Genomic DNA, 13,470 nt, shown 5'->3' with positions numbered 1-13,470 from the left:
GCGGCTCAAATCATGCAGCCACGGCCTGGGCCGAAGCCGGCAGGCCGAAGAGGCGGTCAAAGGCCCAGTTGAAGGCAAAGGTGTAGACCATGAAGAACACCAGCAGACCGGCTTCCATCACTGCGGCTTCCCACAGCGAGATGCTGAACCACCAGGCCATCAGCGGGATCAGCATGGCGGCGATGCCGCCTTCGAAACCGATGGCATGCACCACGCGGCGCATCAGGGAACGGCCCTTGACGCTCTGGCGCGATTCCCATTTTTCGAACAGGTGGTTGAAGCTCAGATTCCAGCAGATCGCGATCACCGAGGCGGCCACCGCCATGACGCCGGAGTCGCTGGCCTTCTGGCCGATGGCCATGAAGATCAAGCTGGAGACGATGATGGCGATGAGTTCGTACAGACCCACGTAGAGGATGCGACGCTTGGGGCCTTGCAGGCCCGTAACCTTGGAGGGGGCCGCAAAGGCGGCGGTATTTTTGAGAGATGCGGCAGAGGAGGAAGCGGATGCCATCGCTGAGGCTTGTTGAGACATGGGCTGCAGTGTATGTTCTGGAAATTGAAGATAAAAGTCAGTTCCTTTCAATTTTTCTGACAGATCGACACCATGCCCTTTAGCGCCGACCAGGTCCCGCTGTTTCTTGCCGTGCTCGATGCCGGCTCCTTCTCGGCGGCTGCACGCAAGCTCGGGCGTGTGCCCTCGGCCGTCAGCATGGCCATCGCCCAGCTGGAGGCCGAGCTGGACCTGCAGTTGTTCGACCGCAGCGGGCGCGAGCCCGTGCCCAGTGCCGCCGCCCGCGCGCTCGAGCCGCAGGCGCGCCTGCTGGCCGAGCAGTTGCAGTTGCTGAACTGGCAGGCGCAGGCGCTGCATGCTGGTCTGGAGGAAAGGCTGACGCTGGCCATCGCCCCCGAGCTGCTGGCCACGCACTGGAGCGAACCGCTGAACCGGCTGGTGCACGAGTTTCCCGCGCTGCCGATCGAGGTGCTGGCAGCTCCCCAGGCAGATGCGCTGGAGCTTTTGCATGCGGGTCGCGCCCATCTGGCCCTGGTATTCGAGCGACCCGCCATGGACGGACGCGAGGGCTTCCAGGAAATGGGCCGCGAGACGCTGGTGGCCGTGATGTCGCCGCAGTTCGAGCTCTGGCAGCAGGCGCTGGCCGAGCATGAGCAGGGCCGCACCACACGGCCGCAGCTCACGGTGGAGCAGTTGGCCGCCACGCGTCAGGTGCTGGTAGCCAGCCGCGACCCGCAGCAGACCGATCCGCGCTTTGTGTTTGCGCGCCAGCTCTGGCGCACGGACAGCCACCAGGCAGCGCTGTCGCTGATAGGTGCAGGTCTGGCCTGGGGCTGGCTGCCCAAGGGCCTGGTGGAGTCGCATATCGGCAGCGGCGCACTGATGGAAATTCCCGTGCTCAACATCAGCAACGGCACGACCTTGTTCGTGGACTGGGTCTGGTCCAAGGAGCGTGCCCAGGGTCTGGCAGCCAGGCGCTTTGTGCAACTGCTGCGCGAGCGCTGAGCTTGCATGGGCTTGCCTCCAACATCCGGCCTTGTAGCCAAAAACGCTTAAGGAGCAGAATGTACAAGCGCCAGCCGCTAGTCATTCCATAGCGAATCAATTTGCACTGCACAGGAGTTTCAATACATGCCCCGTCAGCCCGCCAAAGCCGCCCCCGCCACATCGCCTGCAGCGACCACCGAACCGGACCGCCAGCCGGCACGCAAACGCCTGCCGTTTCCGACCAGCGCATCGGTCAAGGCCGCCAAGACGGCCAAGTCATCCGCCCCGCAGCCAGCCCCCATCAAAAAACCTGCAGCCAAAACCTTGAGCAAGGCTTCGGCGAAGGCACCGGAGCTTCCCGCGCCCGCCGCTGCCCATGTCTACCCCTTCGAGACCAAGGACAAGGCGCTGCGCAAGCTATGGCAGCCCTGGCAACCGGGCCAGCCACGCGACAGTCGTTTGACCACCGGGCACCCTCGGCCCGCAGTGGATCTGCAAAAGTTCGACCCGGCCGCCAAGCCCTTCTCCAGCGACAAGGGCAAGCAATATGACAAGGACAGCGTGAGCCAGCTGGCCGAGGCACTGGACGGGCTGCAGAATGTTTTCTATGCCGACCGGCGTTTCAAGCTGCTGGTCATCCTGCAGGGCATGGATGCCGCAGGCAAGGACGGCACGCTGCGTGCGGTCTTCGGCCGCATGTCGCCGCTGGGCGTGCGCACCGTGGGCTGGAAGGCGCCCAGCGAGATCGAGAAAGCGCATGACTATCTGTGGCGCATTCACCAGCAACTGCCGGGTGCGGGCGAGATCGTGCTCTTCAACCGCAGCCAGTACGAGGATGTGCTGGTGCCCGTGGTCAACGGCTGGCTCACGCCCGAGCAGCAGACCCAGCGCTATGCGCAGATCAACGACTTCGAGCGCATGCTCAGCGAGACCGGCACGGTGATCGTCAAGTTCATGCTGCACATCAGCAAGGACGAACAGCGCGAGCGGCTGCAGCAGCGCCTGGACGACCCCTGCAAGCACTGGAAATTCGACGAGAACGACCTCAAGGTGCGCGCCCAGTGGGACGACTACCAGCAGGCCTACGGCCAGCTGCTGGGCGCCACGCACACGCCCTGGGCGCCCTGGACCATCGTGCCCGCCGACTCCAAGACCCACCGCAATCTGATGGTAGCCACTGTGCTGCGCGAGGTGCTGGGCAATCTGGAGCTCAAATATCCGCCCGGCGCACCAGCGCTCGATCACATCAAGGTCCGCTGACGCGGCCAGCGCCCGCAGCCATCAGCGCTCGTGCTTCGCTCTTAAAAACAGAGCTGCTAACGCATGCAAGTAATTAATTTCAGATTCAAAAGTATCTGAAATCATTTATCAACAAGCGCTAGAAGCTCCTGTTTTTGAAGACCTCAGGACGGATCAGCTCAGAGCGGATCAGAACTGCCAGCCCAGTGCGCCCAGGCCGTCGAACTCCATCTCGAAGCGATCACCGGCCTGAAGCGGCATGCAGCCGCACCAGGTTCCTGTCGTCACCACGGTGCCGGCAGGCACAGTGCCGTATTCGCGTGCCACATGCTGCAGCCAGTCCACGAGCAGCCAGGCCGGATCGCCCAGGCTGTGCGTGCCGGTAAAGCGCTGCGGCGGGCCGCCGTTCACGGCCACCGTGCACAACTGCCGAGCCCAGTCGCGGCCGGCGATGACGGAAGCGCTCTGCCACTCGCCCAGCGCCAGTCCGCCATGGCATTGGCCGTCGGCCAGCAAGGCCAGGGCCGGGGCCTTGAGGCCGTCGCGCCAGCGCACATCCACCCATTCCACGGCCACGCAGGCGGCATCCACCAGCGCCAGCGCGCTGTCGTAATCGAGGACTGCGGCCTGCTCGGCGCTCACATCCCGGCCTATGCGCAGGGCGATCTCGGCCTCGGCACAGCGCAGATTGAAGACGGTGTCGGGCGCCGGCACCGGGTTCAATCCCTGGCGAATGCCGTCCTCGGGCAGCGGCACATGCAGCAGCGCGGCGTTGCGGCCCGGGCCGCCGGACTTCCAGTAGCGCGGCGCGCGATCGGCGGGCCACCAGTTCCAGGTGCGCGCCAACGCGCTTTGCACGGCGCGGGCATCGGTGGCATCGCGCATCAGCGCTGCCACGTCGGCGCCCAGGGCCTGGGCCGTGCCCAGTTTGCGCGACCACCACAGCGCATCGGCCGTGGCATAGCTGTCCTCGGGCAAATCGGGCCACAACGTCTTCCAGTCGGGCAGCACCTCTTCCTGCGTCTGCAGCTCGGGAGCCAGCCCTATGGGCGGGGTATTGGCAAACGGTGCCGGGCCGCACCAGCCGCTTTTGCAATCATTGTTTTCAGACATGACGGCAATCATGGCAAATTTCCTGCCTCCATGTCACCAATTCAGTGCTTGGCCCACATCCAGAGCGGCTTTCGGATGGTTATGCACAAAATGCATAGCATCTCAAGCAAGAAGCCTTGGACAGGAAAATTCGGCGCGCGCACACTGTGAATCCCGGACAGCAAGGGCTTACAACGACCTTGCTCCACTCAGTCAACCAGGCCTACATCATGCAAGCCAAAGACTCTTCAGCGCTGTCCACAGCGCATGCTCTGCCCTCCTACCTCAACCCCGATCACCTCGGTCCCTGGGGCATTTATCTGCAACAGGTCGACCGTGTCACCCCCTATCTGGGCTCGCTGGCCCGCTGGGTGGAAACGCTCAAGCGTCCCAAGCGCATCCTGATCGTCGATGTCCCCATCGAGATGGATGACGGCCGTATCGCCCACTTCGAGGGCTACCGCGTGCAGCACAACCTGAGCCGCGGTCCCGGCAAGGGCGGCGTGCGCTTCCACCAGGATGTGACGCTGTCCGAAGTGATGGCACTGTCGGCCTGGATGAGCATCAAGAATGCAGCCGTGAACGTGCCCTACGGCGGCGCCAAGGGCGGCATCCGTGTCGACCCGCGAAAGCTGTCCAAGGCCGAGCTGGAGCGCCTGACACGTCGCTATACCAGCGAAATCGGTCTGCTGATCGGCCCCACCAAGGACATTCCGGCTCCTGACGTGAACACCAACGGTCAGGTCATGGCCTGGATGATGGACACCTACTCCATGAACACGGGCGCCACGGCCACCGGCGTGGTCACGGGCAAGCCCGTGGACCTGGGCGGATCGCTGGGTCGCGTCGAGGCCACGGGCCGCGGCGTGTTCACCGTGGGCGTGGAAGCCGCCAAGCTCACCGGCCTGAATGTGCAGGGCGCACGCGTGGCCGTGCAGGGCTTTGGCAATGTGGGCGGCACTGCGGGCAAGCTGTTTGCCGATGCCGGAGCCAAGGTCGTGGCCGTGCAGGACCATACGGGCACCATTCAGAACGCCAATGGCCTGGATGTGACGGCATTGCTGGAGCATGTGGGCAATACCGGCGGTGTGGGTGGCTTTGCCGGTGGCGAGGCCATGGATGCAGCCGCCTTCTGGGGCGTGGATTGCGACATCCTGATCCCCGCGGCACTGGAAGGCCAGATCACCGAGGAAAACGCCGGCCAGATCAAGGCCAAGCTGGTGATCGAAGGTGCCAACGGCCCCACCACTCCTGAGGCTGACGACATCCTCAGCGAAAAAGGCGTGCTGGTTCTGCCCGACGTGATTGCGAATGCCGGCGGCGTGACCGTGAGCTACTTCGAGTGGGTGCAGGATTTCTCCAGCTTCTTCTGGACCGAAGACGAAATCAACGCCCGTCTGGTGCGCATCATGCAGGAAGCCTTTGCCGGCGTCTGGGCCGTGGCCCAGGAGCACAAGGTGACACTGCGCACCGCCACCTTCATCGTGGCCTGCAAGCGCATTCTCCACGCCCGCGAGGCACGCGGCCTGTATCCATAAACCCCCTGAGGCGGAGGCGCTACGCGCGCCTTCTCCCTGGCCGGGCGCCCCTGGCCGGGCGCCCCTGGCCGGACGCCCCTAGCCGGGAACCCCTCTCTCTACGCGCTTCGCGCCAAGGGAGGGGGACGCTGGCTTCGCCGGGGCGGCCCGGCCGCGAGGCCGTCTCTTGCTCGGCATCTCTTTGTTGGGATGTGCCTTTTTTAGCGCGAGCACAACGAAAAAAGCCTTCTGTTTCCAGAAGGCTTTTTTATTGGTTGCGCGAGAAGGATTTGAACCTCCGACCTTTGGGTTATGAGCCCAACGAGCTACCAGACTGCTCCATCGCGCGGTAATTTGTTTCTCAACAGCAGTTGCTGTGTCGATGGCGCAATTGTAGCCTAAATCGGCCTGTCATGCGGAGCAGTTATATAAAAACGCGCTTTTTATGGTTACTGGCTCTGAGATTTGTCGCCAGCTCCCTATGGGCAGCAGCAATTGCCGCCCATGCCAGTCGGTATAGTTGCCGCCCATGGCCAAAGAGAAAACCACTTTCACCTGCAACGCCTGTGGCGGCACCAGCCCGCGCTGGCTGGGCAAATGCCCGGGCTGCGGCGCCTGGAACACACTGGTCGAGACCGTGGCCGACTCCGCCTCGGGCGGCAAGAACCGCCTGAGCCAGCCTCAGGGCTATGCAGGTCTGGCCAATGCCCAGCCCGTCACCCCGCTGTCGGCCATCGAAGCCCAGGATGTGGCGCGCACGCCCAGCGGCATCGAGGAGCTGGACCGCGTGCTGGGCGGCGGCGTGGTCGAAGGTGGCGTGGTGCTGATTGGCGGAGACCCCGGAATAGGTAAGTCCACACTTCTTTTGCAAGCCATGGATGCATTGCATCGCATCGGCCTGCCCACGCTCTATGTGACGGGCGAGGAAAGCGGCGCCCAGGTGGCCCTGCGCTCGCGCCGGCTGGGGCTGGACAACAGCCAGGTCAATGTACTGGCCGAGATCCAGCTCGAGAAAATCCTGGCCACCGTGGAGGCCACCCAGCCCGCCGTGGTGGTGATCGACTCGATCCAGACGGTGTATTCGGACCAGCTCTCCTCAGCTCCGGGGTCCGTGGCCCAGGTACGCGAATGCGCGGCCCATCTGACGCGCGCGGCCAAGACCACGGGCATCACCATCATTTTGGTGGGCCATGTCACCAAGGACGGCGCTCTGGCCGGCCCGCGCGTGCTCGAGCACATGGTGGACACGGTGCTCTACTTCGAAGGCGACACGCACAGCAACTTCCGCCTGGTGCGCGCCATCAAGAACCGCTTCGGTGCCGTCAACGAGATCGGCGTCTTCGCGATGACGGAAAAAGGCCTCAAGGGCGTGACCAACCCCAGCGCCATCTTTCTGAGCCAGCACAGCGAGCCCGTGCCCGGCAGCTGCGTGCTGGTGACGCTGGAGGGCACGCGCCCCATGCTGGTGGAAATCCAGGCCCTGGTGGACCAGGGCGGCCCGGCCGCACGCCGCCTCTCGGTCGGCCTGGACCGCGACCGGCTGGCCATGCTGCTGGCCGTGCTCAACCGCCATGCGGGCGTGGCCTGCGCCGACCAGGATGTCTTCGTCAATGCCGTGGGCGGCGTGCGCATCAATGAGCCTGCGGCCGACCTGGCTGTGATGTTGGCAATCACTTCCAGCCTTCGCGGCAAATCGCTGCCCAAGGGCTTTATTGCGTTTGGCGAGGTCGGTCTGGCCGGTGAGGTGCGCCCCGCACCGCGCGGCCAGGAGCGCCTTAAGGAGGCGGCAAAGTTGGGATTCACTATCGCCGTGGTTCCCAAGGCCAATGCACCCAAGAAACCCATCGCTGGACTGACCATCCATGCCGTGGAGCGCGTGGATGAAGCCATCAACATCGTGCGTGGCATTGGCTGATGTATTTTGATAGCTGCTTATGCTTGTAAATCATTGCTTTGAGCTAATAAATTATCTGAAATCATTTATTCATATGCGAGTACAGCTACTGTTTTTGAAAACCCCTTGATCACAGCAGCCTGTACGGGCATACGCACTGCCCGCACACTCGAACCCATACCCTCGTAAGACAATAAGCCCATGAATTTGCGCAATATTTTGGTTCCCCTGGGCTTGATCGTGCTGGTGATCGCGGCCTACAACTCTGCGGGCTGGCCCGGCGTGGCGGCCGTGGCAGGCGGCATCATCATGTGGGTGCTGCTGCACTTCACGCGCCTGATGTCCATCATGAAGAAGGCGTCGGACCGGCCTATCGGCTATGTAGGCAGCGCCGTGATGCTCAATGCCAAGCTCAAGCCCAAGGCTCCGCTGGTCCATGTGGTGGCCATGACCCGCTCCCTGGGCCAGCGTCTGTCCGAAGAGGGCCAGAGTCCCGAGATCTACCGCTGGACCGACGGCTCGCAGTCCCATGTGACCTGCGAGTTTGTCTCTGGCCGTCTCATGAAGTGGGAGCTGCAGCGTCCCGAGCAAAAGGAAGACCCAGCGGCGGCTGACGCACAAGCAACAGACCGGACATCGGAGCCGACCTCCCTCTAAAATGGCGACTTCAGGAGACAAGCGCTGCCGCCGACCCGGCAGCAGCGCCCGCCGAACACACAACCCATAGAGGATGGTTTTATGAGCCCTGTTGTTCCCTCGATGTCCGACCGCGACGGCAAGATCTGGATGGATGGCCAGTTGGTGGAATGGCGCGACGCCAAGATCCACGTGCTGACCCACACGCTGCACTATGGCTGCGGCGCCTTTGAAGGCGTGCGCGCCTATGAAACCGCACAGGGCACGGCCATCTTCCGCCTTGAAGAGCACACCAAGCGCCTGTTCAACAGTGCCAAGATCCTGCGCATGCAGATCCCGTTCCGCCAGGAACAGGTCAATCAGGCCCAGGTCGAGGTGGTCAAGGCCAACGGTCTCAAATCCTGCTATCTGCGCCCGCTGACCTGGATCGGCGACCGCAAGCTGGGTGTCTCGCCCAAGGGCAACACCATCCACCTGATGGTGGCTGCCTGGGCCTGGGGCGCCTATCTGGGCGAGGAAGGCATGCAGCGCGGCATCCGCACCAAGATTTCCAGCTTCACCCGCCACCATGTGAACATCACCATGAGCCAGGCCAAGGCGGTGAGCAACTACACCAACTCCATCATGGCCAATACCGAGGCTCTGGACGACGGCTACGACGAGGCCATCCTGCTGGACGCCTCGGGCTTTGTCTCCGAAGGATCGGGCGAGAACATCTTTGTGATCAAGGACGGCGTGGTCTACACCCCCGACCTGTCTGCAGGCGCACTCAACGGCATCACCCGCAACACCGTGCTGCACATCTGCAAGGACCTGGGCCTGGAAGTGGTGCAAAAGCGCATCACCCGCGATGAGCTGTATATCTCGGACGAGCTGTTCTTCACCGGCACCGCCGCAGAAGTCACGCCCATCCGCGAAGTGGACCGCGTGCAGATCGGCGAAGGCCGCCGCGGCCCGATTACCGAGAAAATCCAGGCGGCCTACTTTGACATCGTCAACGGCCGCAACCCCAAATACGCACACTGGCTCACCTTGGTATAAATCACCCCCTGAGCGGCTTTGCCGCTTCCCCCTCGGGGGACAGCACCGTCGCTGCGGGACGGCCCTTGCTCGGTGCTTCTGATCTCAATTGCGCCAGTATTTCCGGCCATGCTTCATTATTGAAAACACGAAAGACACGAGAAATGACCACGAATGCCGTCGTCGAACTGGCCGCCAAAGACCTGAACGCCCAGGGTGGTGTGTTCTGCCCCAGCCCCAAGGCCGACATGAAGCTGTGGAACAGCCACCCCAAGGTCTATCTGGACGTGGCCAAGACCGGCGATGCCAAATGCCCTTATTGCGGCACGACCTACCGCCTCAAGGCCGGTGAGGTGTTTGCTGGCGGGCATTGATTCCCAAAACCCCAAGGCATCTGGTCGCTCCAGCGAACGACCAGATGCTTTTTCATTTGCGAGCCACGATCGCGAGTTATGCGCATTCTTCACTTTGTTACCGGAGGCTTCTCCGGTGCCACCCAGGTCGCCGTAGACCTGAGTCTGGCCGCACTGCGCACACCCGGCTATGAAGTTGTGCTGGTGCTGCGCCGCAAACCCAGCACGGATGAACGCAAGATTGACGCACTGCGCCAGCAAGGTCTTCAGGTCATCGTGGTGTCCAACTGGCTGCATGCGCTCACCGTCTGGGAGCTGCGCAAGATCATTCGCGGGTTCAAGCCGGATGCCATGTTCGCTCATGGTTTCAGCGACCATATCTGGGGCCGGCGCGCGGCGGCGGCCGAGGGAGTGGCGCATGTCTTTCATGTGGAACACAACTCGCGCGAGCGCTACACACCGCGTCGTCTGCGCCAGGCCCTGGCGCTGGAGCCGTTCACCCAGGCCCATATCGGCGTCTCCGAAGGCGTCAGGACCAGCCTGGTCGAGAGGGGTTTCCCGGCCGAGAAATGCATTGCCATCTGCAACGGCATCGACCTGACGCGCTTTCCCCAGGAGGCCATGCCCTCGCTCTGGCAAGAGCGCGAACCGGCGATTTACATGGCCTCACGCTTTGCGCGCCAGAAGGATCACGACACGCTGATCAGGGCCATGGCCGCTCTCAGGCAACGCGGCCTGACGCCCACACTCTATCTGGCCGGCGCAGGCAAGAGTTCACTCAGGGCCAGAGCCGAGCGGCTGGTGGCCGAGCTCGGACTTGAGCAGCAGGTTCGCTTCCTGGGCAATGTCTCGGACCTGCCCCAGCGACTGTCCAGAACGCAGATCTTTGTTCTGGCGACACATTGGGAAGGCATGCCTCTGGCTCTTGTGGAAGGCATGGCCGCAGGCTGCGCCTGTGTCGTCTCCGATGTGATCGGCGCCCGGGAAGTCGTCACCCCCGAGGTGAACGGCCTGCGGGTTCAGGAGTCAGACCCCGACTCCATGGCGGATGCACTGCAACGACTGCTCCAGGACCCAGCCCTGGCCCAGCGCCTGGGCGCAGCGGCGCGTGCTCAGGCCCTCGGCCACTATGGACGAGAGCAGATGTGGGGCCAATATCAAAGGCTGCTGCCGCTCAAGGCTTGAGCACCGCCGATACCTGGGGTTTTGCCGCCCGGAGATTGCCCCAGTTCAATGCCAGCTTCATCTTGAATTTGCGCAATTTCTGCAGGCGGCTCGTCGGTGCTGCCTGCTGGGCCCAGATGCTGCTGACCTCACTGGTATCGTCCAGAGCAATGACCGAGGGATAGACCCCGTAAACGCGCAAGTCGTTTTCAAACCAGAAGCGGATATCCACATCCACCGGCCTGTCGAAGGGAACACGTGCCTTCAGCATCTTGCGGGCACCGGAGCGGCTGATGACATAGCCGGCAGCAAAGCTGGGCACCCGCTGATAGGAGATCAGCTGCAAGGCCCCCGCGACCAGCGGACCTTGGTTGGCTATCTTTTCCGGCTCACGCCCGTAGAGCTTGATCATGTCCCAGCTGCCATCGGCGGGCAGGGCCTCGATCGCCGCCAGCGCCTGCGGCAATTGCGGCAGAAGCCGCACATCATCCTCGAAGACCACCATGGCTGGCGCATCGCTATCCAGCAGCTGCTGCCATGACCTCAGATGACTGGCATAGCAGCCCTTCTCTCCGTTGCTCAGGGGCTTGAAGTAGCGGCCATGGCTTTGCGGCGCACAGAAGAGCCGTTTTTGCTCGGCCTCGGACAGATCCGCCCACCACACGGCAGGCAAACGCGACGCCGTCAACCCCATTTGCGCGAACTGGGCCGTCATGCGCTCGCGACGCTCAGCGTCCTTGGACAAATTGATAAAGACAATGGGTAATGACGACATACACTTCTGCACCGAACACAAGACCTGCAGTGTAGGTTGAAGCCCGCTGCCTCGCAGAAGAACCCGATTACAACTATGAATGTGCCTACACCCGTCACCCCTCAACCCGGCCAGCCCGGCAAGCGGGTGGCTGCACTTGCTCATGCCCTGGATGCCGCCTGCTTTGCATTCTTTGCACTGAGTCTTTGCGTTCCCTCTGGCTACTCTTACGGATCCACGGCCCTGGCTCTTTTGGCGCTGGTCGGCTCCGTCGCCGCTCGCCCCAAAGGCCCTGCCCGCCGTGAAACCTTGGTGCTGGTGGGGCTGATGCTGGTGCTGGGACTGCTCTGGAGCCTGTCCTTCGATCGCTGGTTCTCGGCGGCAGGCTGGGGCTACGGCGCGAAATATGCCCTGGCCGCTCTGAGCCTCTGGTATCTGAGCAAATCGGGTGTCCGGCTCTCGGCCATTGTCTGGGGCCTGGCCCTGGGCTGCGCAGGCGCCCTGGCCATTGCCGTATACCAGGCCGGCGTGCTCAAGATGCCGCGTGTAACCGGCTTTACCAATGCCATCCAGTATGGCGGCATCGCCATGTACCTGGGTTTTGCCACCTTGTCGCTGGCCGTGCTGGGCCGCTGGAGCAAGGCCCAGGCCGCTGCCCTGGGCCTGCTGGGTGCATGCGGTGTCTTTGCGTCCTTTCTTTCCGACTCCCGAGGCTCCTGGGTGGTGATCCCGCTGCTGATCGCGGCCATCTGGCTGATGGCCTGGCTCAATGGCTACAAGCGTCTGGCCAGCATGGCTGCGGCAGCAATGCTCATGCTAGGGCTGATCGTGGCAGTGCCGGCCTACCAGAAGCTGGAACAACGCAGTGCCGAAGCCGCCCGGGAAGTCTCACAGTATCTGCAGGATCCCCAGAAATATGCGATGACCTCGGTCGGCCAGCGCCTGGAGCAATGGCGGCTTGCGATTCATTTAATCGAGCAACGCCCCTTCAGTGGCTGGGGACTGGCCGGCTACCCTGCGGCCAAGAAGCAGATGGTCGATCAAGGCCTGGCCCATCCCTCGGTCATGGAGTATGGGCATGCGCACAACGAAATCCTGGACATGTGGGTCAAGCGCGGGCTACCGGGTCTGATCCTGCTGCTGGCGTTCTATGCCGTGCCTGCCGCCATTTTCTGGCCCACGCCGCGCCGCCTGGCGCTTGCCGATGCGGCTCAGCGCCCCAGGCTGCTGGCTCTGCGTGCAGCAGCCACCCTGCTGCCGCTGGCCTACTTCGGCTTTGGCTGGACCCAGGTATTCTTCGCTCACAACAGCGGAAACATGTTCTACATCTTCAGCCTGGCCGTGCTCTGGGGCGGTATCTGCAGACTGGAAGCCAGGGCTCCCGCAGCGGCTCAGTCCTGAGCCCTGCCCGGCAAACCCAGGGCCAGAGCTCCCAGAGCCCCCTGGCCCAGGGCAAAGACACCATACAAGAGCCCAACCCCGACCGCTAGTACCGCAGGCACTCCGAAGGGAGCCAGAGCTGCCACTGCAGCGGCTTCACGGGTGCCCCAGCCACCCACACTTACAGGCAGCGCAGCCATCAGAAACACAGGGGCGATGACAAAGGCCCATACGGCCAGCGGCAAATGCAGGCCCAGAGCCATGGCCCCACAGGCCAGTGCACCAGCAGACAGCAATTGCACCAATGCCGAGGATGCTGCTTGCACCCACAGTTGCAGCAGAAAGTTCGGGCTGCTTGCTGCCATGCGCACAGGCTCCAGCCATGCACCAGGCAACTTGAGCCAGTTGCTGCGCAAGCCCTGCAAAGCGACCCAAGGCAGCAGCAACCACAGCACGATGACGACAAGCAGCAGCGTGACAAAGATCGCGGTATCCATGTGCACCCAGGGGGCCAGCGTGGAAGCGCAAGCCACCGCACCCAGACCGCCGATCGCGCACAGCATCCACAGGCCGCTGACACGATCCAGAATCACCGACAGATTGCTGGCAGCCTTGGCCTGCCCGGTCTTCTGCAGCGCAATTGCACGATAGACATCGCCGCCCACGACAGCGCCCGGCAGCAGCACATTCAGGCCAATCGCCTGAAAATACCAGCGCATGCCTGAGGCCAGCGACATCTCGGCCCCAAGCCATTGGGCCATGGCACGCCAGCGCCATGCCGACACCGCATTGGAGGCAAAGGAAACCCCCAAGCCCCCCAGAAGCCACCAGGGGTTGGCCTGCTGCAGCCGGCCCCAGAGCTGGACCGGATTCGCGAGATAGACAACGGCGGCCAGCAAAGCGATGCCCATCAGGGCCCG

General features: G+C 63.1%; 13 protein-coding genes and 1 tRNA gene. 9 read left to right on the top strand and 5 right to left on the bottom strand.

Annotation, left to right across the window (positions count from 1 at the left end; genetic code table 11):
* Positions 1-10 precede the first annotated feature (10 nt).
* Positions 11-514 carry a PACE efflux transporter gene (locus P353_RS23620; RefSeq protein ID WP_052084989.1) on the bottom strand — a complete coding sequence of 168 codons (504 nt, stop codon included), beginning with the start codon at positions 512-514 and terminating at the stop codon, positions 11-13.
* A gap of 93 nt (positions 515-607) precedes the next feature.
* On the opposite strand from P353_RS23620, the gene P353_RS23615 reads away from it, so the two are divergent.
* Both P353_RS23615 and P353_RS23610 read left to right on the top strand, forming a co-directional pair.
* The gene (locus tag P353_RS23615; RefSeq protein WP_034375100.1) at positions 608-1,519 is read left to right on the top strand and encodes a LysR family transcriptional regulator; all 912 of its coding nucleotides are present in this window, start codon (positions 608-610) and stop codon (positions 1,517-1,519) included.
* A 126-nt stretch (positions 1,520-1,645) separates the two neighbouring features.
* Positions 1,646-2,761 carry a PPK2 family polyphosphate kinase gene (locus tag P353_RS23610; protein WP_034375099.1) on the top strand — a complete coding sequence of 372 codons (1,116 nt, stop codon included), beginning with the start codon at positions 1,646-1,648 and terminating at the stop codon, positions 2,759-2,761.
* 168 nt (positions 2,762-2,929) lie between these two features.
* On the opposite strand, the gene P353_RS23605 is transcribed toward P353_RS23610, so the two are convergent.
* Positions 2,930-3,853 (bottom strand): fumarylacetoacetate hydrolase family protein, encoded by a 924-nt coding sequence (locus P353_RS23605; protein ID WP_052084994.1) that lies wholly within the window; start codon positions 3,851-3,853, stop codon positions 2,930-2,932.
* Between the two features lie 209 nt (positions 3,854-4,062).
* Between P353_RS23605 and P353_RS23600 the strand changes: the two genes are divergently transcribed.
* On the top strand, positions 4,063-5,370 hold the full coding sequence (locus P353_RS23600; protein ID WP_034375214.1) for a Glu/Leu/Phe/Val family dehydrogenase: 1,308 nt from the start codon (positions 4,063-4,065) through the stop codon (positions 5,368-5,370).
* 251 nt (positions 5,371-5,621) lie between these two features.
* Here P353_RS23600 and P353_RS23595 read toward each other — a convergent pair.
* A tRNA-Met gene (locus P353_RS23595) sits at positions 5,622-5,698 on the bottom strand.
* Between the two features lie 180 nt (positions 5,699-5,878).
* Between P353_RS23595 and radA the strand changes: the two genes are divergently transcribed.
* The 5 genes from radA (at position 5,879) to P353_RS23570 (ending at position 10,437) form a co-directional block, all read left to right on the top strand.
* Positions 5,879-7,264 (top strand): DNA repair protein RadA, encoded by a 1,386-nt coding sequence (radA, locus tag P353_RS23590; protein WP_012836620.1) that lies wholly within the window; start codon positions 5,879-5,881, stop codon positions 7,262-7,264.
* Positions 7,265-7,444: 180 nt separating this feature from the next.
* Positions 7,445-7,900 (top strand): hypothetical protein, encoded by a 456-nt coding sequence (locus tag P353_RS23585; RefSeq protein WP_034375089.1) that lies wholly within the window; start codon positions 7,445-7,447, stop codon positions 7,898-7,900.
* 81 nt (positions 7,901-7,981) lie between these two features.
* Positions 7,982-8,920 carry a branched-chain amino acid transaminase gene (locus tag P353_RS23580; RefSeq protein WP_034375087.1) on the top strand — a complete coding sequence of 313 codons (939 nt, stop codon included), beginning with the start codon at positions 7,982-7,984 and terminating at the stop codon, positions 8,918-8,920.
* A 143-nt stretch (positions 8,921-9,063) separates the two neighbouring features.
* Positions 9,064-9,273: a zinc-finger domain-containing protein gene (locus tag P353_RS23575; RefSeq protein WP_003059801.1), complete on the top strand. Its 210-nt coding sequence runs from the start codon at positions 9,064-9,066 to the stop codon at positions 9,271-9,273.
* A 78-nt stretch (positions 9,274-9,351) separates the two neighbouring features.
* Positions 9,352-10,437 (top strand): glycosyltransferase, encoded by a 1,086-nt coding sequence (locus P353_RS23570; protein ID WP_034375081.1) that lies wholly within the window; start codon positions 9,352-9,354, stop codon positions 10,435-10,437.
* On the opposite strand, the gene P353_RS23565 is transcribed toward P353_RS23570, so the two are convergent.
* Positions 10,427-11,191, bottom strand: a complete 765-nt coding sequence (locus P353_RS23565; protein WP_034375078.1) for a glycosyltransferase family 25 protein — start codon at positions 11,189-11,191, stop codon at positions 10,427-10,429. The genes P353_RS23570 and P353_RS23565 overlap by 11 nt on opposite strands.
* Positions 11,192-11,266: 75 nt before the next feature.
* Between P353_RS23565 and P353_RS23560 the strand changes: the two genes are divergently transcribed.
* Positions 11,267-12,571, top strand: coding sequence for an O-antigen ligase family protein (locus tag P353_RS23560; protein ID WP_034375075.1), 1,305 nt, complete (start codon positions 11,267-11,269; stop codon positions 12,569-12,571).
* Here the strand turns inward: P353_RS23560 and P353_RS23555 are convergent.
* Positions 12,562-13,461 (bottom strand): lysylphosphatidylglycerol synthase transmembrane domain-containing protein, encoded by a 900-nt coding sequence (locus P353_RS23555; protein ID WP_196354130.1) that lies wholly within the window; start codon positions 13,459-13,461, stop codon positions 12,562-12,564. The genes P353_RS23560 and P353_RS23555 overlap by 10 nt on opposite strands.
* Positions 13,462-13,470: the final 9 nt, after the last annotated feature.

This window comes from Comamonas testosteroni (assembly GCF_000761245.1).
Taxonomy (GTDB): Bacteria; Pseudomonadota; Gammaproteobacteria; order Burkholderiales; family Burkholderiaceae_C; genus Comamonas; species Comamonas testosteroni_C.
Note: the sequence above shows the minus strand (reverse complement) of the source record. Positions and strands in the feature narration are given on the sequence as shown.

What these genes read in the sequence shown, in the direction of transcription:
- P353_RS23620 (WP_052084989.1), bottom strand. Translation starts at nt 514, where the DNA reads ATGGCATCCGCTTCCTCCTCTGCCGCATCTCTCAAAAATACCGCCGCC.
- P353_RS23615 (WP_034375100.1), top strand. Translation starts at nt 608, where the DNA reads ATGCCCTTTAGCGCCGACCAGGTCCCGCTGTTTCTTGCCGTGCTCGAT.
- P353_RS23610 (WP_034375099.1), top strand. Translation starts at nt 1,646, where the DNA reads ATGCCCCGTCAGCCCGCCAAAGCCGCCCCCGCCACATCGCCTGCAGCG.
- P353_RS23605 (WP_052084994.1), bottom strand. Translation starts at nt 3,853, where the DNA reads ATGTCTGAAAACAATGATTGCAAAAGCGGCTGGTGCGGCCCGGCACCG.
- P353_RS23600 (WP_034375214.1), top strand. Translation starts at nt 4,063, where the DNA reads ATGCAAGCCAAAGACTCTTCAGCGCTGTCCACAGCGCATGCTCTGCCC.
- radA (WP_012836620.1), top strand. Translation starts at nt 5,879, where the DNA reads ATGGCCAAAGAGAAAACCACTTTCACCTGCAACGCCTGTGGCGGCACC.
- P353_RS23585 (WP_034375089.1), top strand. Translation starts at nt 7,445, where the DNA reads ATGAATTTGCGCAATATTTTGGTTCCCCTGGGCTTGATCGTGCTGGTG.
- P353_RS23580 (WP_034375087.1), top strand. Translation starts at nt 7,982, where the DNA reads ATGAGCCCTGTTGTTCCCTCGATGTCCGACCGCGACGGCAAGATCTGG.
- P353_RS23575 (WP_003059801.1), top strand. Translation starts at nt 9,064, where the DNA reads ATGACCACGAATGCCGTCGTCGAACTGGCCGCCAAAGACCTGAACGCC.
- P353_RS23570 (WP_034375081.1), top strand. Translation starts at nt 9,352, where the DNA reads ATGCGCATTCTTCACTTTGTTACCGGAGGCTTCTCCGGTGCCACCCAG.
- P353_RS23565 (WP_034375078.1), bottom strand. Translation starts at nt 11,191, where the DNA reads ATGTCGTCATTACCCATTGTCTTTATCAATTTGTCCAAGGACGCTGAG.
- P353_RS23560 (WP_034375075.1), top strand. Translation starts at nt 11,267, where the DNA reads ATGAATGTGCCTACACCCGTCACCCCTCAACCCGGCCAGCCCGGCAAG.
- P353_RS23555 (WP_196354130.1), bottom strand. Translation starts at nt 13,461, where the DNA reads ATGGGCATCGCTTTGCTGGCCGCCGTTGTCTATCTCGCGAATCCGGTC.